Here is an 18,931-nt window from a genome sequence, read left to right on the forward strand (position 1 = left end):
GGAGCGCCAGCGAGCCGCGTATCGAGACGCCGCCCCGGTGGTTGAGGTGCGAGCGAAATCTGGCGAGCCCGGTGGTTGAGGTGCGAGCGAAGCGAGCCCGGTGGTTGAGGTGCGAGCGAAGCGAGCCTCGAAACCCCCGGCCCTGACCATCAACTCTCCACAGGCTTGGTGGGGACTTTGCCCTGTCCACAGGCGGGTTTCCGCCGCTTCGTCATGTCGGAGGTCGGTGATCTAATACATGTATGGATCTCGGAACCGACACCCGCTCTGATCGGGCCTTGCTGTCCGACCTCAGCAACGGCGTCAAGTCCCGCCAGGCTGCGCTGGTCAAGGAATGGGTCGACATCGCGACCTGGGCTAGGCGCAACATCGTCACCAGCCCCGAGCATGCCGCGACCATCGTCGACGGGATCATCGACACCGGTGTCCCGATCGCGGGCGCCGGTGCACCGCTGGTGTCAGAGTTCAACCTGATGGAACTCATCGCCGTCCTCGGCAGGTCCCCTGATGGTGGACGTGGGTACGTCGGCCGGGTCATCGAGTGCGCCTGGCGCCTCCCCGGCATCTACACCTCGGTCGTTGAGGGCAGGTTGGAGCCGTGGCGGGCCGAACGCATCGCCGACCTCACCCACTCGTTGAACGCCGAAGCGGCTGCGTTCGTCGACCGCCAGCTCGCTGCCGTCGGCGGCGTCGGCTGGGCACAGCTCGAACGCCTCGTCACCGAAGCGATGATCCGGTTCGACCCCGAACGCGCCGAAGCCGAGCGCCAGGCCGCCGCCGATGCCCGCCGGGTCGATGTCGGTGAGGTCGACGCGAACGGGCAGGTCGAGTCGCACTCGGTTCTGGACGCCGCGGATGCTCATGACTTCGACCTCGCGTTGTCGCGTCGAGCCAAGATCCGCGGGCAGCTCGGTGACACCGACTCCTTCGACGTCCGCCGCTCCAAGTCCGTTGGCGACCTGGCCCGCCAGGACCTGTCCCTGGACCTGCTGTTCACCGACGAGGAAACCGGTGAAGTCGTGGCCCAGTCACCCGGCCGCAAGGTCGAGCTGAGCGTCCACATCACCGACACCACCCTCACCTCTGACGATGAGGACAACCCGTTCGTGAACCCCGTCGGGCGCTGGGACGAGGGCCGGGCACCGATCTCCACTCAGCAGATCAAGGAATGGCTCCGCGCCCGCGACACCACCGTGATCGTGCGACCGGTCATCGATCTGGCTGATTGTGTCCCGGTCGATTCCTACGAGATCCCCGACCGCATCCGCCGCAGGGTCGAGCTCCGCGACCACCAATGTCGGTTCCCCGGTTGCCCGCACCGGGCGTCCCGGTGCGATCTGGACCATGCGCAACCGCACGGTCAGGGCGGTGCGACGTGTCCGTGCAACCTGGTCCCGCTGTGCCGACGACATCACCGCGCCAAAACCCACAGCAGGTGGCGCTACACGATCGTCCTACCCGGCCACTACCTGTGGACCAGCCCGCATGGCCGACACTTCCTTGTCGGCCCCGACGGCACCCGCGCCCTCGACCCGCCCCGGTCACCCGACCCCGCCGAATAGCTTCCCCGCCCCGCACCCCGCCCACCAGCGGGGCCAGCGGCATGCCCGGGACAAGTCAGTAGTGAGACAGCGGACCCGCACGCACATGCCGATGTCCGGGGCGTTCGCGTGGCTCAGCACCGCAACGTACTAGGCACGGAATAGTGCACTCATGATCGACCGGCGCACCCTTCGACGTATGTTCCTTTCGGCGTTCGACGCCGAAGGCTTGAAGTACGCGAACGGTGGTTGTCAGCTCGTCCACAAGGACCTCAAATGGTCGATTTCAATCGTGGTCGACGGGAGCGGAAAACGAGCCCCCTACCGGCTGATTCTGGGCGCGTCACTTCCTCAACTTGGGGACCTCGCGCCCCGCAATGCTGAGGACTGCTACCTATTCCTGCCCTTGCCTTATGGCGACGGAGAGGACGAAACGGAAGGGGCCATCCCCTTCATCCCGGACGCGGCGTTTCCGGACTGGGCTGGTGAGAATGAAGTCCGAGCAGCGGCGATCGCCAGATGCGTCGCCCAAGTGATCCGCTACGCCCAGGGGGTCGATTCATCCGATGCCCTGCGAGCACGCTACGTCGCTGGCGACTACAACGGCGCGTTCATCATCGCGCCGATGCGTTCACTGCTGGACGTCGGTAGCTGATCCGCGCTGTCATGCCGCCGAGCGCGCGGCCGTGCCGAGGAGCGCGCATTCGGCCGAAGCGGCAGACTGCAAGTTGTGGACTCCCAACGTTGGTCCGATCTGGTGTCGGAGATGTACTGCCTCGTGCGGGAGCAAGCCTTCCTGCACGAGGTGACCCATCAAGTCACCGACCTTCACGGTGACGGGCGCGACGTCGTGCACGGCCCTTGGCTGCCACGCGAGTGCCAGGCCGCCCTGACGCCTTGGCACCGAGCGGGCTGGATCGACCTAATCGCTGATGCAGACCCTCCTGTCGCCCTCTCCGGCGCCGCGTGGCGCGCAGGTGCGACTCAGAACGACTCCTACCTAGTCCTGGCGGCAACAGACGCGAGCGCCCTCCTACGCGAACCCTCGCGCTGGAGCGCCCACACCGCCGACGGGCACGTCATGTTGTGCCTCAGTGACGAGGGAGACCGCCACGACTACCCCGAGTGGCTGGCACTCGCGGAGCAAGGCGCGTCTGCAGTCTAGGAAGCGTCGGACGTTGCCGCAGCGAGGCGAACGGCCCGCACATTCCGCTGTCGGGACGGTGCGAAACCCCCGTGATGCGAACACGGTTGGAGCGCATTCAGACAACCTATGATGGTCGGGTGGCCGACGGTGAAGTGAGCAGCACTGCTCGCTGCGACGAGGACGGTGGTGTCGTGAACACTCCATCGACGGGCGTGACCGCATCGCGGTGGTTCGGCATCCGCGCCGAATACGAGTACGTCTCTCCATGGCGCAAATTCGCAGTAGCTCTACGCCAGTTCTTCGTTGGCCTCGCCAGTCTCGGGTTGACCCTCATCGAGTACAACCCGAAGCGCTGGTGCAACGTGATCGTTTACGACCGTCTTGATGGCCGGCCAGTACAGGTGTTCGCACACTCCCATCTGGGCCCGGCCGATTCTCACGCAGTCAATCTCCTGGAGCGCGCGCGAACCATGGACGTCGTTGACTTCTGTAGAGAACTTCGCATCGCGCCGGAGAAGGTGCTCGGCGACGGCCTTGAGCCTCCCCAGCAACACCTGATCGATTGGGTAGAGGTCAAGCCTGACGGCTCTCGTACCTCGCGAACGCACTAGGGCTGTCGCCACAACCTCGACGCACTCACATGTCGCTGTCGGGCCGTGCCGACGACAGGTCTTCTGACTGACAGGCCTTCCCAGGCTTCTCCGGGATGAGTACCACAACCCTGCTCATTGGACACCGCGACCGCGAGGCTCCACCTATGCAGCCCAAGCGGAGCGGCCCACCGGTCCCGGCCGCTCCCAAACGCAACGCTCCGCGCCTTCCGACACTGAGCGAGGGCCTGAGCGGTCACCTCGTTCTCGCGGTGCTGGGCGCGGTATTGCTCGTGACCCTCTCGGGTCCGTTGCACCGGGGCCCAGTCTTGGACTTCGAGGAATGGGTGTGGACGGGGTTGCTTGTGCCGGCGGCCGCGCTGGGTGCGGTGGCGGGGCTTCTTGACGGCGCGCTCACTGCCTCGTCGGAAGCGGGAACCGCCGGCCGGGTGTTCGCGGTCGTGCTCGACTTCGCGGTTCTGGTGCCGCTGTGGTGGATCGCGGTGTTCATGCTGGGTTGGTCGGGGCAGATCGAGGGGCAGAGCGCCGACCCGTCCACCGTCGTGGTGCCAATCGTGGGTTGGCTGGCTGGGCCGGCGGTCCTGCACCTTGTTGCCGGAAGGTTCCGCCGTCATTTGCGAGCGGCAGAGGCTTCGCCGCGTTCGGATCCAGCTCTGCCGTCGTCGACGAGTGACCGCGAGCAGTAGCGCCCTCACCTGCCGCGGACAGATCACATCCCGCCACCGGGTCTCACCCGGGCCGGCTGCGCACCCGCGCGATCAGGTCGGTCGTGGAGATCTCGCCGGTCCGAGGGACGAGGCGGAGCATCCCGGCATCAACGGCTGCTCCGTACACATCGGCTGCGGCGCTGGGGTCCACGTCGTCGCCGTGGACGACGAGTGCAAGACGGTGCTCCTCGAGGAACTCAGGGGTGAGCCGGTTGGGGGCGTCCGGGACGACCTCGTCGACGTACCGACAGGCTTCGATCACCGCTACGCGCTCGGCCAGGGTCATGATCGGTTGGCGCTTGTAGGCCGCAACTGTTGCGTCCGAGAGGACGCCGACCACCAGTTCGTCGCCCAGCTCGCGGGCGGCGCGCAGCAACGCGACGTGGCCGGCGTGGAAGAGATCGCCGACCATGTCGACGTACACACGGATGGACTCGGTCATCTGCCGCTCACTGATTGTTGATGGCCGAGGTGCACGCGTTGTCGAACGCGGTGGCCTCGCCCGGGTCGACCTTGCCCTGCCCGATCAGGCCACCTGCTGTGCTGTCGTAGGCGGCGTACTCGCCGGTGGAGTTGTTGACGAGGCAGAACAGGACGCCCGGTTGCATCGTGAGCCGGAAGTAGTTGTGCAGCCCGTGGCCCGGCTCGAACGGTGCGAGGTCGCCGTCCTCCATGAGGCCCTCCACAGCGAACATGTCGATCGGATAGTCCTCGCCGCTGGCGTAGAGGCGTGCCAGGTCCGCACCGAAAGCAACGGCAGCATCACCGGTGGCGGTCGTGACCGTCGCCGACTCCTCGCTCTCGACCGGAGCGCCGGAACTCCCCTCGGGCGGCAGCAATCCGACGGCGAAGTCTTCCTCGGCGCACCCGCCTCCGACCGCGTCCGGAGCCTCGTTGAGCGAGGCCCACACGATGTCGGCCACCGCACTGGTCGGCGCGGTGATCGTGACCTGATGGTTGCCGAAGGGCCTGTCGTACCGGTAGAGGCGGTCATCGAGTTGCTCGCCGACCCCCTCGTCGAGGGCGCCCGACACCGCACAGACGGAGTAGCCGCTCCGGTCGCCCCGGTGGCCAACGCCCCAGAAGGCCGGGACGTCATAGCCGATCCCGTTGCGCTCGAACGACACCCATAGGCCTCCGTCGATCACCGGCTGCCCGTCGTGCCGGGCGGTGGCAAGGATCTGGCGCGTGAGGTCGCGGTCGGTCGAGGTCACGACAAACGCCCAATCATCGAGGTACACATAACTGGTCCAGTACGCGGCCCCACCGGCCGGCCGCCGCACCACCACGCCCGCAGCATCCCGGGGCTCGAAGATCGCGCGCTCCTCGAAGAGCGTGCCGGTGCCGTCCGCACACGGATCCTCGTCCGGCCCCGCAAAGACGGTGTCGCCGTCGTTGCAGTCGTACGCCTTCCAGTCGGGCGGGATCGAAGCGCGGAGGTCACCCTCCGAGATCGTCTGCCAGGCACCCGACGGCGTCTCGGTCGCGTCCTCGGCGATGTCCGGGTTCCCACCGTCGCGCGCCACGAGCGCCACGGCGGACACCGCTACGACGAGGGTAGTCGCGACTCCCCCCACGGCGATCCGGCGCTGGCGTCGTACCCGATGACGACGGCGCGCCCCGGCGGCCAGGCGACCAGCGTCCGGCGCGTCCTCGGCGACGACGGCGAGCGTCGCGCCCACCTGCTCCTCGAAGTCACTCATCGCGCTCACCCATGTCCTGGTCGTTCAGATGGCCCAGTTCGGTCCTGAGTACGGCGATCCCGCGGGACACCCGTGAGCGGACGGAGCCCTCGCGGACCCCGGTCAACGCTGCGATCTCGTCGTACTCGAGTTGTTCGTAGAAGCGCAGGACGACGGCCGTCCGCTGCGCCTCGGGAAGCGCCTGGCAGGCCGCCCAGATCCGCGCCCGTTCGTCGTGCCCCGGACCCTCGCCCGGACCGGCGACGACCTCGCTGCCGCCGACGAACTCCGACGGCGACTCGCGTCGCCGGAACTTCCGCCACCACGAGGTGTGCGCGTTGACCACCATCCGACGCACGTAGGCGTCGAGGTTCTCGACCCGAGCGATCCGCTCCCAACGAGGCAGCGCACGCGACAGGGCGTCCTGGACGACGTCCTCCGCATCGGCGGCGTTGCCGGTCAACACGTAGGCGAGACGCAACAACGCCGGGCCACGCGCCGCGACCCAGTCATCGAAGGTCGGGGCGAGCACCGCGGGGTCCGCCCCGTTCGACTCCATCACTGCTTCCACACCCCTCCAACGCTGCAAGTCCCGATCCTGTTGCGAGTCTGCTGCAAGGATTCCTTCATGGAGTGGATCGACCTGCTGCAAACGACAACTGATCGGTTCGCCGAGGTGCTGGAGTACGGCGACCTGGCGGCGCCCGTGCCCGACTGCCCCGGATGGACGCTGACCGAACTCGGCGAGCACACCCGGTGGGTGCACGCGTGGGCGGCCAACGCCGTCACCGCCGGCAATCCCGACGGCGCCACGGACCCCGTCGGGACCGACCGGGCGTCGCTCGTCGCCGGCTACCGGGCAGCGGCCGGCACCCTGCTCGACGCGCTGCGACGGACGGCTCCCGACGAGCACGTGTGGACCTTCGGCCCCGAGCCGATGAGCGCGTTCTGGCGACGCCGCCAGACCCAGGAAGTCACCATCCACCTGTACGACGCCCTCGCGTCCCAGGGACGCGCAGCCGAGTGGGTGGTCACGCCCGAGCTCGGCTGGGACGGCGTCGACGAGGTGGCGACCCTGTTCTACCCGCGCCAGATCAAGCTCGGCCGGACCGAGCCCCTGCAGGGCACCGTGCGGCTCGTCGCGACCGACCTCGACCAGTCACTCGACCTCGGCGACACCGACCCCGTCGTCGAACTCGCCGCGCCCGCAGCCGATCTGCTGCTGATGCTCTGGGGCCGTCGGCCGGTCGAAGGCCCGGCCGCCGACGTACTGGCGACGGCAGCCGTCGTTCCCTAGGTCATTCAGCGACGAAGCGCGCGTCCACCTGCGCGGACACCTCGATGTCCTCGGGCGAGAGCTCCAGCTCGCTGGCCCCGGCGGAGTCCTTGGCCATGCCGGCCATCCGCATGTACGGCGCCGAACCGCCGCCGTCCATGGGCGAGATGCCCATCGTGAGCATCCCGGCATCGGCCACCGCGACGGGTCGGACCTGTCCGAGGTCGAGCGCGTCGGCGTACTCCTGGGCGCGGCGCGCGGCGTCCTGGACCGCGCGGGTGCGGACGGCCTTCTCGAGGTCCTGCCGGTTGTTCTCGGTGAGCGCCCACACGACGCCGTCGAGGCTGAAACCGGCCGTCTCGGTGACGTGACGGCCGACCCAGTCGGTGAGCTTCGTGAAGTCCTGGAACTTCACCTCGAGGCTGATGCTCGCGTGGTGGACGAGGGGCAGTTGCTTGCCGTCCTGGTTCCACGGGCGGTTCGCCCACGTGCGGATGTGCTTGGTCGCCCACCAGGTGACCGGACCGTGCTCGGGGTTGTGCAGCACCTGGATCGACTTCTTCACCGCATCGAGGTCGCTGACGACGCGGTTGTAGACGGGCTTGAGGGCCGGCCCCTCGAAGCCGAGAGTGGCCATCACGGTGCCCCGCTCAGGGCTCTGGAAGGCAGTGTGCGAACCGCGGACGGTGAACTCGGTGGGCATGCGCCCACCCTAGACACGCACCGGTCAGGCGCGGCGGGTTTCGAGCACCCGGAAACCCTTGGCGCTGGCGATCCGGGTGGTCGGGAAGCCCTGCTCGCCGAGCCAGCGCTGCAACGAGTCGGCGCCGAGGTTCTTGCCGACCACCATCACCGCGCGACCGTCCGGCGCCAGTCGCGGCAACCAGGTCAACAACAGTTCGTGCAGCGCTTCCTTGCCGATCCGGATGGGCGGGTTGGACCAGATCTCGTCGAACTCCGCCCCGGCCGGAACCTCCTCCGGCACCGACGCCGTGAAGCGGTCGGTGACGCCGAGCGACGCGGCGTTCTCGTTGGCCAGCAGGACCGCGCGCTGGTTGACGTCGACGGCCGTGACCACCGCGTCCGGCACCGCCGCCGCGACGGCGAGGCCGATGACGCCGTACCCACATCCGAGGTCGAGGATCCGTCCACCCTTCGGGGGTTCGGTCTCGCGGAACAGGATCGACGTACCGCTGTCGAGGCGGCCGCGCGCGAAGACGCCCGAACCGCTCTGGAGCTGGAGTTCGAGCCCCCAGACGGCCGCGTACGCCGTCTCGCGCTGGAAGGGCACCGACGGGTCGGCGGTGAAGTAGTGCTCGTCGCTCATGCAGGTGCCTCGGTGGAAGTACGGCGGGCGGCGGTCTGCTGGGCCCGGACTGCGAGTTCGGCGTCCTCGGGATACCGGACCTCTTCGAGGGTCAGCCCGTGCGCGGGTACGACGGTGACGCCCTGGTCCCGCTGCTTGCCGGTCAGCACCCCGGTCGCCCAGGCGACCGACCGGCGTCCCTCGCCGACGGCGACCACGCACCCGACGAGTGCGCGCACCATCGAGTGACAGAAGGCGTCGGCCTGCACGTGGCCGACCAGGATCCCGCTGTCGTCCCGGCGCCAGTCGAACTCGAGCAACGTGCGGATCGTGGTCGCGCCCTCGCGCTTCTTGCAGAACGCGGCGAAGTCGTGGAGGCCGATGAGGGTGGCCGCAGCCTCGTTCATGGCGTCACCGTCGAGGTGCCTTCCCCAGCGCAGCACCTCACGGCGGCGCAACGGGTCGATCAGGGCGGGCGCATCGGCGATCCGGTAGGCGTAGCGCCGCCAGAGCGCGGAGTAACGCGCGTCGAAGCCTTCCGCCGCCGGACCGATGTGGTGGACGCGGACGTCGCGATCGAGCACGCCGTTGACGCGGCGACCGAGGCGATAGAGCTGGTCAGCCGCGACCGCCACCGAGTCATCGGGAACGTCGACATGGGCGACCTGGGCACGCGCGTGCACGCCCGCGTCGGTTCGCCCGGCGACGGTCACGGTCAGCGAGCCCTCAGGGATGCGCAGGACCGTCGTCAGAGCCGAGGTCAGGTCTTCCTGCACCGTCCGCAGCCCCGGCTGGGTGGCCCACCCCCGGAATTCGGTGCCGTCATAGGCAAGATCGATCCGCAACCGCACGCGTGAATCGTAGAGCCCTAGCCGAGTTCTGCACGGGTCGGCGGGTCCGCACCCACCCGACCGACGGTGATCGCCGCTGCCTTGGCGGCGTACTCCAGCGCAGCGATCCACTCCTCCGCCTCCAGCGCCGCGATCCGGTCGGCGCCACCGACGCCGAGCAACGACCAGAGGTGGTCGATCAGTGCGGCGCCGAACGTGTCGCCCGCACCGATCGTGTCGACGACCTCGACCGTCTGGGCGTGGATGCCGCCGGTGCACCAGTCGCAGCCGCAGCGCGAGTGCCACGACGCGCCGCCGTCGCCGTGCGTCACGACGACCGCCGCCGCGCCGAGCTCGAGGAGCAGGGCCGCCGACTCCCCCGGGTCCTGGTCGGGCCACAGCGCCAGCAGGTCCTCGTCCGAGGCCTTCACCAGGTGGGCGAGCGCCGCCATCCGGGTCACGCCCGCGAGTACCTCGGGTCCGGTGCCGGTGATCGCGGGGCGGAGGTTGACGTCGTACGACACCGTGGTGGTGGTCCTGAGTTGCTCGACCAGCGCGAAGACGTCCGCAGCGCCGGGGTCGAGCAGCGGCGCCAGCGAGGTCACGTGCACCACGTGCGGCGCATCGGTCCCCTGGCCGGTCGGCACGTCAGGGGGCAACTGCCACCCCACCTCGAACGTGTACGACGCCGCGCCGGTCGCGTCGATGACGGCGTCCGCGCGCGGGGTGGATGCCAGGACGTGCGGGTCGGCGGCGAGGTCGACCCCCGCGGCGCGCAGGTGACCGTCGAGGAGTTCGCCGGCCCCATCGGCCGCGTAGGAGGTCGCGAGCCGCACCGGGCGCCCGAGCCTGGCCAGGGCGACAGCGACGTTGACCGCCGAACCTCCCGGCCGCTGCACGGGGTCGGTGCCCGTCGCCTGGACCACGTCGAGCACTGCTTCGCCGATCACCAGGGCTGTCGTCACGGCCCCACTGTGCCGTCGACGTCGCCGCGAGGGAAGAGGACTCGCCTCAGTCACTCGATGCGGTGCACTGACCGGGCTGAGTCGACGTGTACGCCGGCCGGACGCCGGGCGAGGTCAACGACGAGAACTCCACCACCTCGACGCACATCGCCGGTTCGTCGTCGTCCCCGACCGTGACGGTGAAGCCGTAGGCGTCCTCCGTGGGATCGTCATCCGCGACCTCCTGCCGGCTGATCACCACCGGTCGACCGAGTCGGTCCTCGACCTCGACACGGATCCGGTCCTGGGTCACCCCGCCGAGCGAACCGTCCACCGCGGCGGCCGCGTCGATGGTCGCCCGGGACAACTCGTCCTCCGAGACCGAGAAGTGGTCGAAGGTGAGCCAGACGGCGATGATCAGGACGATCCAGATCGGTCCCGAGGTCCGCAGCGACGACTCGGGCTTCAGCACGAGGGCGGCGAGCAGTACGAACAGGATCACCCAGGGCAGCCACAGCGGGAAGGTCACATGTCGACCCTCTCCAGCAGAGCGGTTTCCAAACGACGAGACGGCGCAGACGGACGCTTGTCGGCCCCATGAAATAGGCTCGCGGGCGTGACCCTGGAGACCTCGCTCGAGAAGCCGGCTCCAGTCCGGGCGATCGCGAACGCGATCTCGGGCTGGATCGACCGTCTCGGTGCCGTGTGGGTCGAGGGCCAGGTCACCCAGATCAGTCGCCGGCCGGGCCTGGCCACGGTCTTCCTCACGCTGCGCGACTCGGTCGCCGACATCTCCGTGCCCGTCACCTGTTCGCGGGTCCTGTTCGACGGGCTGGCGACGCCGGTGACCGAGGGCGCGAGCGTGGTCATCCACGCGAAGCCGACGTACTACGCCAACCGCGGCAGCATGTCCCTGCAGGCGCGCGACATCCGGATGGTGGGGCTCGGCGAGCTGCTCGCCCGCCTCGAACAGCGCCGCCAACTCCTCGCTGCCGAGGGCCTGTTCTCCACCGAACGCAAGCGCCGGTTGCCGACCCTGCCGGGGCGCGTCGGCCTGGTCACCGCGGCCAACTCCGCCGCCGAGCGCGACGTGGTCGAGAACGCCACCCGCCGCTGGCCCGCCGTGTCCTTCGAGATCGCCTACGCGTCGATGCAGGGCCACAAGTCGGCCGCCGAGGTGATTGACGCCGTACGACGCCTCGATGCCCACCCCGAGGTCGACGTGATCGTGATCGCGCGGGGCGGCGGTTCGGTCGAGGACCTGCTGCCCTTCTCCGACGAAGGCCTGATCCGCGTGGTTGCGGCCGCCCGCACACCGGTCGTGTCGGCGATCGGCCACGAGCCCGACTCACCGCTCCTGGACCTGGTCGCCGACCTCCGTGCCTCCACCCCCACCGATGCGGCCAAGCTGATCGTGCCGGACATGCTCCAGGAACGAAGCCGGGTGATCGAGGCCCGCTCACGCATCCGCCAGGCCGTGACGATGCGGCTGGACCGGGAGCAGGGACAACTCGACGCCCTCCGGTCGCGGCCCGTCCTCGCCGACCCGCGCACGCTTCTCGACGCACGAGCAGGTGAACTCGACGACTGGCGGGTCCGGATCCGCCGCCAGCTCGAGACCCGCCTCGACCGGGCCGCCGACGACATCGACCACCGGCGGGCGCGGGTCAAGTCGCTCTCGCCGCTCGCCACCCTGCAGCGGGGCTACGCCGTCCTCCAGGACGCCAACGGCCACGTCGTCACCTCGGCCGCGGACATCGCCACCGGCGCCGCTCTCACGGTCCGCGTCGCCGACGGCCGGATCAACGCCACTGCCACCACGACCGAACTGATCGAGGAGAACCCGTGAGTGAGTTGACTGACGAGACCCCGTCCTACGAGGACGCCCGGGCGGAACTGGTCGAGGTGGTCCGTCAGCTCGAGGCCGGCGGCACCACGCTCGAGGAGTCGCTCACGCTCTGGGAGCGCGGCGAGAAGCTCGCCACCATCTGCCAGGACTGGATCGACGGTGCCCGAGCCCGGCTGGACGCCGTACTCGAGGCTGCCGACGAGGACTGACCCTCAAGGAGTCGGGCTCCAGGACCAGACTTCGTTGCTCCGGTTGGCCTCGTTCGAATCGCGGTTCGCCTGCCCCGTGACCACGACGAGGGTGTCACCCGCCCACACGGCCGGACCCGGCTGCTTCGCCGCGTCGGATGGCCGCCCGATCCGCTGCCAGGTCCCCGCGCTGTCGTCGTACACGTAACCCTCGTTGGCCATCAGTCGCCCCTCAGGCGCGTAGACGGCCCAGCCGCCGGAGCCCTCCTCCGGTGCAGCGGGGAGGTCCGACCACGTGCCCGTGCGTACGTCGAGGCGGCCGCCCCCCGGGACCTGACGGCCGTAGTCGCCGGGCGGGTCTCCGCCGCCGTTCGTCGTCATCAGGCTGAGGCTCACGACGCGGTCGCCTGCCGCGGACAGGACCCAACCGCCCACCTGACCACTGGGGCCGAACTCTCGCCACTTCCCGTTCGGACCCAGCAGCGCAGCCTCGAGGTACGACGGGTTCGCACCGCCGCCCGGCTGGGCAACGAGATCGTGGGCGCCGAGCAACAACCCGTGCGGCGTACTCACGGCAACCCGGTCGTACGACGGTCCGAGCGGGTCGTCGGGCAGTGGGGTCCACTGGCCGGTGGCGGGGTCGTAGGCGAGGTCGGGCAGCACCTCGGTCTCGTCGCTGCCCCGAATGAGCACCAGGCGATCGCCGTCCGCGACGAGTTGGTTCCCCGGTTCGAGGTCCCGCGGGACGGTCTCCCACCGGTCGGCGCGGACGTCGTACGACAGCAGGGCCCGGTCGACATGCACGAAGAACAGGTCTCCGACCAGGGCATGCGGGCTGTACGACGGCACCGGGATCGGAGCGTCGGCGATCCGCCGCCACTTCCGGGTGGCCGGGTCGAGCGCGGCGCCGTCGACGGCCGACTCGTTGGGCTGGCCGCAGTCGGCGTTGGGTGGGCACTGGTCGCCGGTGTCGCCGCCGAGGGCGAGCACCTCAGCGCCGGTCCACGCCACAAGGGGGCCGTCCCGCTCGGCGAGCGGGAAGTCGGGCAACCGCTGCCAGTCGGACTGTGCACCCTGCTCCGACGACGGTGCGGAGTCCTCGTCGCCGCAGCCCGACAGCACCACCAAGGTCAGGGCAAGGACGACAGGCAACAGGCGGCGCATGGCCCTACGACGCTCTCACGGCGCCAGCGGTTCCGTCAGCCGATCGGCGCGGTGGTCAGGCTGTCGACGATGGCCTGGAGGTCCTTGGCCGGGGCCGACCCGAACACGATCAGGGAGTCGTCGCCGTACTCGGCAGCGAACGCGGTGTCGCCACCGTCGTCGGTGTAGCCCTTCCAGTCGCGCACGACGGGGGCGGACACGCTGGCCGGAACGGCATGGGCGTCGGCGACCTGGGTCTCCTCGTCCACCCACTTCGCCAGCAGGGCCGGGATCGTGGAGTCCTCCTGGCGCACCCCGACGAAGTCTCCGTCGTCGGTCAGCAGGCGGACCATGAAGACCGGGTCGTCGCCGGGAACGATGTCAACGCCCGTCGCGATCCAGCCCTCGGGAAGGGTGGCGGGGTAGACCGGCGTGAGCCCGGCCTGCTGCGCCGACGCGATGGTCTCGGCGTAGTCGATCGCCTCGGGCTTGATCTCGAGGTCGTGCCGGAAGGCGCCGGTGAAGTAGAGCAGCGCGCCAAGGCCGATCACGGTCACGACCAGCGAGGTCACCAGGCCGGCGGCCGATCGCTGGTAGCGGCCGGCCTTGCCGGTGGGCTCTGTCTTCGGGGTGCTCATGACGGGTCAAGTATCCCGGCGGCGCCTCAGCGATCGGCAGTCGGGGACGCCGTCGCCGCAAATGCGGCCCCTTTGGCTCGAAACAGACGCACATGCGGCAGACTGGCGCCATGACCGACTACCGCGTCGCCGAGGCTGCCGAACTGCTCGGGGTCAGCACCGACACCGTGCGCCGCTGGATCGACGCCGGCCGGGTGCCGAGCAGCACCGTCGAAGGCCGCACCGTCATCGTCGGCGCCGACCTCGCCGTCCTCGCGACCTCGCTGGTCGACGAGGCCGAGCACGACCGCACCCGCGCGGGAGCGGTCAGCGCGCGCAACCGGATGACCGGCATCGTCACCCGCGTCGTCACCGACACCGTGATGGCGCAGGTCGAGATGGTCTGCGGGCCGTACCGCGTGGTGTCCCTCATGAGCACCGAAGCCGCCGTCGAACTCGGCCTCGAACCCGGCGTCCGCGCCATCGCCTCGGTGAAGTCCACCAACGTCGTCGTCGAAAGGCCGGTCCGATGAGGCGCCTGCTCACCCTGCTGCTGCTGCTCCCCCTCACCGCGTGCGGCGACGACGCCGGCAGCAGGGACGGCGAGAAGGAGACGCTCACCGTCTTCGCCGCGGCGTCGCTGACCAAGACCTTCGAGGAGCTGGAGAAGCAGTACGAGGACGATCACCCGGACGTCGACGTCAAGCTCTCCTTCGCCGGCTCCTCCGACCTGGTCGCGCAGATCACCGAAGGCGCCGAGGCCGACGTGTTCGCCTCCGCCGACAACAAGTACATGGACAAGCTGGTCGACGCCGACCTCGCCGCGGGCGACCCGGCCGAGTTCGCGACGAACACCCTGATCATCGCTGTACCCCCGGGCAACCCGGCCGGCGTGAAGACGCTCGCCGACCTCACCAAGAAGGATCTCCAGCTGGTCGTGTGCGCCCCCGAGGTCCCGTGCGGCAGCGCCGCGGTGACGGTCGCCGAGAGCGCCGGCCTGACACTGAAGCCGGTCAGCGAGGAGCAGTCGGTGTCCGACGTCCTCGCCAAGGTCGAGGCCGGCGAGGCCGATGCCGGACTGGTCTACGTCACCGACGTGAAGGGTGCGGGCGACAAGGTCGAGGGCGTCGCTTTCCCGGAAGCCGCCTCCGTCGTCAACCACTACCCCCTGGTCGCGGTGGAGGGCTCGGACAACGCCGACCTCGCGCAGGAGTGGATCGACCTGGTCCTGAGCACCGAGGGCCAGCAGGTGTTCGCCGACGCCGGATTCGGACCGCCCTCCTCATGAGTCGCACCCGACACGTCGGCCTGCCGCGCTGGGTGTTCATCCCCGCGCTGCTGGCCGTCGTGTTCGTGGCGCTCCCGGTGGCCTCGTTGGCCACCCGGATCAACTGGGCCGACTTCGGGTCGCTGATCACCTCCGACGCGGCGATGTCCGCGCTCGGCCTGAGCATCCGCACGTCGGCGGCGAGCACCCTGCTGTGCCTGCTGTTCGGCGTCCCCCTGGCTGTCGTGCTGGCGCGCAGCGAGTTCCGCGGACTCGGCCTGCTCCGTTCCGTCGTGCTGCTCCCCCTCGTCCTTCCGCCGGTGGTCGGCGGCATCGCGCTGCTCGCGACCTTCGGTCGCCAGGGACTGCTGGGCGAGCACCTCGAAGCGTTCGGCCTGCGGATCGCATTCACGTCGATCGCGGTCGTGCTGGCGCAGACCTTCGTCTCCCTGCCGTTCCTGGTGGTCAGCCTCGAAGGCGCACTGCGCACCGCAGGAGAGAAGTACGACGTCGTGGCCGCCTCGCTCGGCGCCGCACCCACCACGGTCCTGCGTCGCGTCACGCTCCCCCTGGTCCTTCCCGGGCTGGCCTCGGGCGCGGTCCTGGCCTTTGCCCGTTCGCTCGGCGAGTTCGGCGCGACGATCACCTTCGCCGGCAGCCTCGAAGGCACCACCCGGACCCTGCCGCTGCTGATCTACAACCTCCGGGTCACCGACGCCGACGCCGCTGTCGCGATGTCCCTGCTGCTCGTGGTCGTCGCCGTCGTCGTCATCGGCCTGGTGCGCCCGCGGGTGGCGTCATGAGCGTCCTGATCGAGGCGACCGTCGCCGACCGCGGCCTCGACGTCGCGTTCGAGGTCGCCGAGGGCGAGACCGTCGCGCTCCTCGGTCCCAACGGGGCCGGCAAGTCCACGGTGCTTGCCGTGCTCGCAGGCCTGCTCCGGCCTGACACGGGGCGGGTCGTCATCGACGGCGAGGAGGTCACCGGTCCGGACCGCTGGGTCCGCCCGCACGCCCGCCGCACGGCCCTCCTCGCCCAGGAAGCGCTCCTCTTCCCCCACCTCACGGTGCTCGACAACGTCGCCTTCGGTCCGCGCAGCACCGGCACCGGGCGCCGGGAGGCCCGGTCCACGGCCGAACACTGGCTCGCCGAGGTCGACGCCAGCGACCTGGCCGGCCGGCGGCCCGCACAACTCTCCGGCGGACAGGCCCAGCGGGTTGCCGTCGCCCGGGCCCTCGCCGCCGATCCCCGCCTGCTCCTCCTCGACGAACCCATGGCCGCGCTCGACATCGCCGTCGCCCCCGCGCTGCGCCAACTGCTCCGCAAGGTCCTCGCCGACCGCACCACCGTGATCGTCACCCACCACGTCCTCGACGCGCTGCTCCTGGCCGACCGGGTCGTGGTGATGGACGGCGGTCGGATCGCCGAACAAGGCCCGGCGGACGTCGTACTCTCTCGACCGCGGAGCGCGTTCGCCGCCCGCTTCGCCGGCCTCAACCTGGTCGCCGGCCTCGCCTCTCCCGAGGGAGTACGACGACCCGACGGCACCCTGCTCCACGGAACCGCCGCCGACCCCGCGCCCAGCAACGGCTCCGCGGCGGTGGCCGTCTTCCGTCCGTCCGCCGTCGCCGTGCACCGCGAGGCGCCCGGGGGCAGCCCCCGCAACGCGATTCCGGTGCAGATCACCGAACTCGAGCCCATCGGTGACGTCGTCCGGGTCCGGGCCGGAGACCTCGCCGCCGACGTCACCCTGGCGTCGGTGGCGGAACTGGGCCTGGCGCCGGGGATGGCGGCGACGTTCGTGGTGAAGGCCACCGAGGTCGACGTCTACGCGCACTAGACGCGAGTGGTTGTCCGGCACGCCCTGCAAAGTCACGACTGGGCCCTTGATCCAGATAAGGTTCGCCCCATGAACGACGCCCTCACTGTGGAGCCGCCCGCCCCCGACCGCAACCTTGCCCTCGAGCTGGTGCGCGTCACGGAGGCCGCAGCGATGGCAGCGGGCCGCTGGGTCGGCCGGGGCGACAAGAACGGCGCCGACGGCGTGGCCGTGCAGGCGATGCGCGTGATGATCTCGACCATCGGCATGGACGGCACCGTCGTCATCGGCGAGGGCGAGAAGGACAACGCCCCGATGCTCTACAACGGCGAGCGGGTCGGCGACGGCACGGGCCCCGAGTGCGATGTGGCGGTCGACCCGATCGACGGCACCACGCTGACCGCGAAGGGCATGGCGAACTCCATCGCCGTCCTCGCCGTCTCGCCGCGCGGCACCATGTACGACCCGTCCGCGGTGTTCTACATGGAGAAGCTGGTCACCGGACCGGAGGCGGCCGACGTCGTCGACATCCGCTACCCCGTCTCCGAGAACATCCACCAGGTTGCCAAGGCCAAGGGCTCCAACCCGTCCGACGTGACCGTCGTGCTGCTCGACCGCCCGCGTCACAACCAGCTGGTCGATGACATCCGGGCCACCGGTGCGCGGATCAAGTTCATCTCCGACGGCGACGTCGCCGGCGCCATCATGGCCGCCCGCGCAGACACCGGCATCGACCTGATGCTCGGCATCGGCGGCACCCCGGAAGGCATCATCGCCGCCTGCGCGATGAAGGCCCTCGGCGGCACCATCCAGGGGCGCCTGTGGCCGACCGACGACGAGGAGCGCCAGCGCGCCATCGACGCCGGCCACAACCTGGACTCGGACTTCATCCTCACCACCGACACCCTGGTCACCGGCGACGACTGCTTCTTCGTCGCGACCGGCATCACCGACGGCGAACTGGTCCGCGGCGTGCGTTACCGCGCGGGCGGCGCCACCACCCAGTCGCTCGTGATGCGCTCGCGCAGCGGCACGATCCGCACCATCACCTCGGAGCACCAGCTCTCGAAGCTGCGCGGCTACTCCAGCATCGCCTTCGACTGAGTCGGCGCAGCCGCAGCCGCAGCCGTCAGGCAGTGGCGACGGCGGTCAGGTCCCCCGCGAAGGCGGCGCTCTGGTGCAGCAGTGACGCCGAGACGATGTCGATGACCCGCGGGTCGACGGCCAGGCCGACGTGCGAGGCGCGCACCTCGACGGCGCGACCTTCCGGGTCGATGCAGGCCTTCCAGTCGACGATGCCGTCGCGCCGGGAGTAGACGTTCGTCATCTGTACGTCGGCGCGCAGCGGCTCCTGGACCTCGACGAAGCTCAGGTGGGCACACTCTCCGCCGACGCAGTCGCTCGACATGACGCCGGGCAGACCTGCGTCGGAGAGCCGGTTCAGGGCGCGCACGCCGCGGGTCAGCAGCGCGTGGTGCGCAGCCGGGGCGCGCATGGGGCTCCCCATCGTGACCAGACCGGCCACGAGATCGGGGCGCCGAGCCGCGAGTCCGCGGCCGATCATGCCGCCGAGGCTGTGGCCGACGATCTGCACGCGGGAGCCGCGCCGCTCGACGAGCTGCTCCAGCCGCGTCTCGAGGTCGAGGGCGGACTTCAGGGTGCAGTTGACGTTGGCGTGGATGTGCGAGCGGTACGTGCGAAAGCCCCGCTCGCGCAGTTCCTTGTTCATCGCCGCCAGCGTCCAGTCACCGGCGAGGAAGCCGGGAATGAGCAGCACGGGCTCCGCCGCGCGAGCGGCAGCCCCTCCCGCGAAGGGAGTACGACGACGGGTGTGCCGGGTGGCGCCACGGCGGACCGCGAAGCGGCCGGCCTCGGTGACCACGCTGCCCTCGCGCAGGAGCGCCGCCAGTGCCGGACGGCCGTAGCCGTCGGGCAGCAGCCAGGGCGCCATCGTGTTGCTCATTTTCGGGATGTTACGTGGTTGAAACAGCAACTTCCGGCAAT

At 70.0% G+C, this 18,931-nt stretch carries 23 protein-coding genes; 12 read left to right on the plus strand and 11 right to left on the minus strand.

Annotated elements, in window-relative coordinates; genetic code table 11:
* Positions 1 to 242: 242 nt before the first annotated feature.
* The 4 genes from HRC28_RS22425 (at position 243) to HRC28_RS22440 (ending at position 3,985) form a co-directional block, all read left to right on the plus strand.
* The gene (locus tag HRC28_RS22425; RefSeq protein ID WP_182377582.1) at positions 243 to 1,562 is read left to right on the plus strand and encodes an HNH endonuclease signature motif containing protein; all 1,320 of its coding nucleotides are present in this window, start codon (positions 243 to 245) and stop codon (positions 1,560 to 1,562) included.
* A 151-nt stretch (positions 1,563 to 1,713) separates the two neighbouring features.
* A complete protein-coding gene (locus tag HRC28_RS22430; RefSeq protein WP_182377583.1) occupies positions 1,714 to 2,196 on the plus strand; it encodes a hypothetical protein in 483 nt (160 codons plus the stop codon).
* A gap of 629 nt (positions 2,197 to 2,825) precedes the next feature.
* Positions 2,826 to 3,299 carry a hypothetical protein gene (locus tag HRC28_RS22435; RefSeq protein WP_182377584.1) on the plus strand — a complete coding sequence of 158 codons (474 nt, stop codon included), beginning with the start codon at positions 2,826 to 2,828 and terminating at the stop codon, positions 3,297 to 3,299.
* A gap of 308 nt (positions 3,300 to 3,607) precedes the next feature.
* Positions 3,608 to 3,985: a hypothetical protein gene (locus HRC28_RS22440; RefSeq protein ID WP_182377585.1), complete on the plus strand. Its 378-nt coding sequence runs from the start codon at positions 3,608 to 3,610 to the stop codon at positions 3,983 to 3,985.
* A 43-nt stretch (positions 3,986 to 4,028) separates the two neighbouring features.
* Here the strand turns inward: HRC28_RS22440 and HRC28_RS22445 are convergent, their stop codons facing one another.
* From HRC28_RS22445 to HRC28_RS22455, 3 genes are read right to left on the minus strand one after another with little or no spacing between them, the layout of a single operon-like run.
* Positions 4,029 to 4,448 carry an adenylyltransferase/cytidyltransferase family protein gene (locus HRC28_RS22445; RefSeq protein WP_182377586.1) on the minus strand — a complete coding sequence of 140 codons (420 nt, stop codon included), beginning with the start codon at positions 4,446 to 4,448 and terminating at the stop codon, positions 4,029 to 4,031.
* A 7-nt stretch (positions 4,449 to 4,455) separates the two neighbouring features.
* The gene (locus tag HRC28_RS22450; protein ID WP_182377587.1) at positions 4,456 to 5,709 is read right to left on the minus strand and encodes a hypothetical protein; all 1,254 of its coding nucleotides are present in this window, start codon (positions 5,707 to 5,709) and stop codon (positions 4,456 to 4,458) included.
* On the minus strand, positions 5,702 to 6,247 hold the full coding sequence (locus HRC28_RS22455; RefSeq protein ID WP_182377588.1) for a SigE family RNA polymerase sigma factor: 546 nt from the start codon (positions 6,245 to 6,247) through the stop codon (positions 5,702 to 5,704). Before HRC28_RS22455 ends, HRC28_RS22450 begins: the two co-directional genes overlap by 8 nt.
* A 69-nt stretch (positions 6,248 to 6,316) precedes the next feature.
* Here HRC28_RS22455 and HRC28_RS22460 point away from each other — a divergent pair, with 69 nt between their 5' ends.
* Positions 6,317 to 6,985, plus strand: a complete 669-nt coding sequence (locus tag HRC28_RS22460; RefSeq protein WP_182377589.1) for a maleylpyruvate isomerase family mycothiol-dependent enzyme — start codon at positions 6,317 to 6,319, stop codon at positions 6,983 to 6,985.
* Position 6,986: 1 nt separating this feature from the next.
* On the opposite strand, the gene HRC28_RS22465 is transcribed toward HRC28_RS22460, so the two are convergent.
* Genes HRC28_RS22465 through HRC28_RS22485 form a run of 5 tightly spaced genes read right to left on the minus strand, consistent with a single transcriptional unit; the run spans position 6,987 to position 10,573 of the window.
* The gene (locus tag HRC28_RS22465; RefSeq protein WP_182377590.1) at positions 6,987 to 7,667 is read right to left on the minus strand and encodes an SIMPL domain-containing protein; all 681 of its coding nucleotides are present in this window, start codon (positions 7,665 to 7,667) and stop codon (positions 6,987 to 6,989) included.
* Positions 7,668 to 7,691: 24 nt separating this feature from the next.
* The gene (locus tag HRC28_RS22470; RefSeq protein ID WP_182377591.1) at positions 7,692 to 8,291 is read right to left on the minus strand and encodes a methyltransferase; all 600 of its coding nucleotides are present in this window, start codon (positions 8,289 to 8,291) and stop codon (positions 7,692 to 7,694) included.
* Positions 8,288 to 9,121, minus strand: a complete 834-nt coding sequence (truA, locus tag HRC28_RS22475; protein WP_182377592.1) for a tRNA pseudouridine(38-40) synthase TruA — start codon at positions 9,119 to 9,121, stop codon at positions 8,288 to 8,290. Before truA ends, HRC28_RS22470 begins: the two co-directional genes overlap by 4 nt.
* 17 nt (positions 9,122 to 9,138) lie before the next feature.
* Complete coding sequence (locus tag HRC28_RS22480) at positions 9,139 to 10,065, minus strand: PfkB family carbohydrate kinase (protein ID WP_182377593.1); 927 nt, start codon at positions 10,063 to 10,065, stop codon at positions 9,139 to 9,141.
* Between the two features lie 46 nt (positions 10,066 to 10,111).
* Complete coding sequence (locus tag HRC28_RS22485; RefSeq protein ID WP_182377594.1) at positions 10,112 to 10,573, minus strand: hypothetical protein; 462 nt, start codon at positions 10,571 to 10,573, stop codon at positions 10,112 to 10,114.
* An 87-nt stretch (positions 10,574 to 10,660) separates the two neighbouring features.
* Here HRC28_RS22485 and xseA point away from each other — a divergent pair, with 87 nt between their 5' ends.
* Positions 10,661 to 11,893 carry an exodeoxyribonuclease VII large subunit gene (gene xseA, locus HRC28_RS22490; protein WP_182377595.1) on the plus strand — a complete coding sequence of 411 codons (1,233 nt, stop codon included), beginning with the start codon at positions 10,661 to 10,663 and terminating at the stop codon, positions 11,891 to 11,893.
* Positions 11,890 to 12,102 carry an exodeoxyribonuclease VII small subunit gene (locus HRC28_RS22495; RefSeq protein WP_237111613.1) on the plus strand — a complete coding sequence of 71 codons (213 nt, stop codon included), beginning with the start codon at positions 11,890 to 11,892 and terminating at the stop codon, positions 12,100 to 12,102. The genes xseA and HRC28_RS22495 overlap by 4 nt, the downstream gene beginning before the upstream one ends.
* 3 nt (positions 12,103 to 12,105) lie before the next feature.
* Here HRC28_RS22495 and HRC28_RS22500 read toward each other — a convergent pair whose 3' ends face one another.
* Positions 12,106 to 13,245, minus strand: a complete 1,140-nt coding sequence (locus HRC28_RS22500) for a hypothetical protein (RefSeq protein ID WP_182377596.1) — start codon at positions 13,243 to 13,245, stop codon at positions 12,106 to 12,108.
* Positions 13,246 to 13,280: 35 nt separating this feature from the next.
* Positions 13,281 to 13,862: a DUF4245 family protein gene (locus tag HRC28_RS22505; RefSeq protein ID WP_182377597.1), complete on the minus strand. Its 582-nt coding sequence runs from the start codon at positions 13,860 to 13,862 to the stop codon at positions 13,281 to 13,283.
* A 110-nt stretch (positions 13,863 to 13,972) separates the two neighbouring features.
* On the opposite strand from HRC28_RS22505, the gene HRC28_RS22510 reads away from it, so the two are divergent.
* From HRC28_RS22510 to glpX, 5 genes are all read left to right on the plus strand, one after another.
* Positions 13,973 to 14,374: a TOBE domain-containing protein gene (locus tag HRC28_RS22510; protein WP_182377598.1), complete on the plus strand. Its 402-nt coding sequence runs from the start codon at positions 13,973 to 13,975 to the stop codon at positions 14,372 to 14,374.
* The gene (gene modA / locus HRC28_RS22515; RefSeq protein ID WP_182377599.1) at positions 14,371 to 15,129 is read left to right on the plus strand and encodes a molybdate ABC transporter substrate-binding protein; all 759 of its coding nucleotides are present in this window, start codon (positions 14,371 to 14,373) and stop codon (positions 15,127 to 15,129) included. Before HRC28_RS22510 ends, modA begins: the two co-directional genes overlap by 4 nt.
* Positions 15,126 to 15,911: an ABC transporter permease gene (locus tag HRC28_RS22520; protein ID WP_182377600.1), complete on the plus strand. Its 786-nt coding sequence runs from the start codon at positions 15,126 to 15,128 to the stop codon at positions 15,909 to 15,911. Before modA ends, HRC28_RS22520 begins: the two co-directional genes overlap by 4 nt.
* Positions 15,908 to 16,948, plus strand: coding sequence for an ATP-binding cassette domain-containing protein (locus HRC28_RS22525; RefSeq protein WP_182377601.1), 1,041 nt, complete (start codon positions 15,908 to 15,910; stop codon positions 16,946 to 16,948). The genes HRC28_RS22520 and HRC28_RS22525 overlap by 4 nt, the downstream gene beginning before the upstream one ends.
* A 69-nt stretch (positions 16,949 to 17,017) precedes the next feature.
* A complete protein-coding gene (glpX, locus tag HRC28_RS22530) occupies positions 17,018 to 18,031 on the plus strand; it encodes a class II fructose-bisphosphatase (RefSeq protein ID WP_182377602.1) in 1,014 nt (337 codons plus the stop codon).
* Between the two features lie 25 nt (positions 18,032 to 18,056).
* On the opposite strand, the gene HRC28_RS22535 is transcribed toward glpX, so the two are convergent.
* Positions 18,057 to 18,890: an alpha/beta fold hydrolase gene (locus HRC28_RS22535; protein WP_182377603.1), complete on the minus strand. Its 834-nt coding sequence runs from the start codon at positions 18,888 to 18,890 to the stop codon at positions 18,057 to 18,059.
* Positions 18,891 to 18,931 lie beyond the last annotated feature (41 nt).

Origin of the sequence: Nocardioides sp. WS12 (assembly GCF_014108865.1) — a bacterium.
Lineage (GTDB): Bacteria > Actinomycetota > Actinomycetes > Propionibacteriales > Nocardioidaceae > Nocardioides.

What these genes read in the sequence shown, in the direction of transcription:
- HRC28_RS22425 (WP_182377582.1), top strand. Translation starts at nt 243, where the DNA reads ATGGATCTCGGAACCGACACCCGCTCTGATCGGGCCTTGCTGTCCGAC.
- HRC28_RS22430 (WP_182377583.1), top strand. Translation starts at nt 1,714, where the DNA reads ATGATCGACCGGCGCACCCTTCGACGTATGTTCCTTTCGGCGTTCGAC.
- HRC28_RS22445 (WP_182377586.1), bottom strand. Translation starts at nt 4,448, where the DNA reads ATGACCGAGTCCATCCGTGTGTACGTCGACATGGTCGGCGATCTCTTC.
- HRC28_RS22450 (WP_182377587.1), bottom strand. Translation starts at nt 5,709, where the DNA reads ATGAGTGACTTCGAGGAGCAGGTGGGCGCGACGCTCGCCGTCGTCGCC.
- HRC28_RS22455 (WP_182377588.1), bottom strand. Translation starts at nt 6,247, where the DNA reads ATGGAGTCGAACGGGGCGGACCCCGCGGTGCTCGCCCCGACCTTCGAT.
- HRC28_RS22460 (WP_182377589.1), top strand. Translation starts at nt 6,317, where the DNA reads ATGGAGTGGATCGACCTGCTGCAAACGACAACTGATCGGTTCGCCGAG.
- HRC28_RS22465 (WP_182377590.1), bottom strand. Translation starts at nt 7,667, where the DNA reads ATGCCCACCGAGTTCACCGTCCGCGGTTCGCACACTGCCTTCCAGAGC.
- HRC28_RS22470 (WP_182377591.1), bottom strand. Translation starts at nt 8,291, where the DNA reads ATGAGCGACGAGCACTACTTCACCGCCGACCCGTCGGTGCCCTTCCAG.
- HRC28_RS22500 (WP_182377596.1), bottom strand. Translation starts at nt 13,245, where the DNA reads ATGCGCCGCCTGTTGCCTGTCGTCCTTGCCCTGACCTTGGTGGTGCTG.
- HRC28_RS22505 (WP_182377597.1), bottom strand. Translation starts at nt 13,862, where the DNA reads ATGAGCACCCCGAAGACAGAGCCCACCGGCAAGGCCGGCCGCTACCAG.
- HRC28_RS22510 (WP_182377598.1), top strand. Translation starts at nt 13,973, where the DNA reads ATGACCGACTACCGCGTCGCCGAGGCTGCCGAACTGCTCGGGGTCAGC.
- modA (WP_182377599.1), top strand. Translation starts at nt 14,371, where the DNA reads ATGAGGCGCCTGCTCACCCTGCTGCTGCTGCTCCCCCTCACCGCGTGC.
- HRC28_RS22520 (WP_182377600.1), top strand. Translation starts at nt 15,126, where the DNA reads ATGAGTCGCACCCGACACGTCGGCCTGCCGCGCTGGGTGTTCATCCCC.
- HRC28_RS22525 (WP_182377601.1), top strand. Translation starts at nt 15,908, where the DNA reads ATGAGCGTCCTGATCGAGGCGACCGTCGCCGACCGCGGCCTCGACGTC.
- glpX (WP_182377602.1), top strand. Translation starts at nt 17,018, where the DNA reads ATGAACGACGCCCTCACTGTGGAGCCGCCCGCCCCCGACCGCAACCTT.
- HRC28_RS22535 (WP_182377603.1), bottom strand. Translation starts at nt 18,890, where the DNA reads ATGAGCAACACGATGGCGCCCTGGCTGCTGCCCGACGGCTACGGCCGT.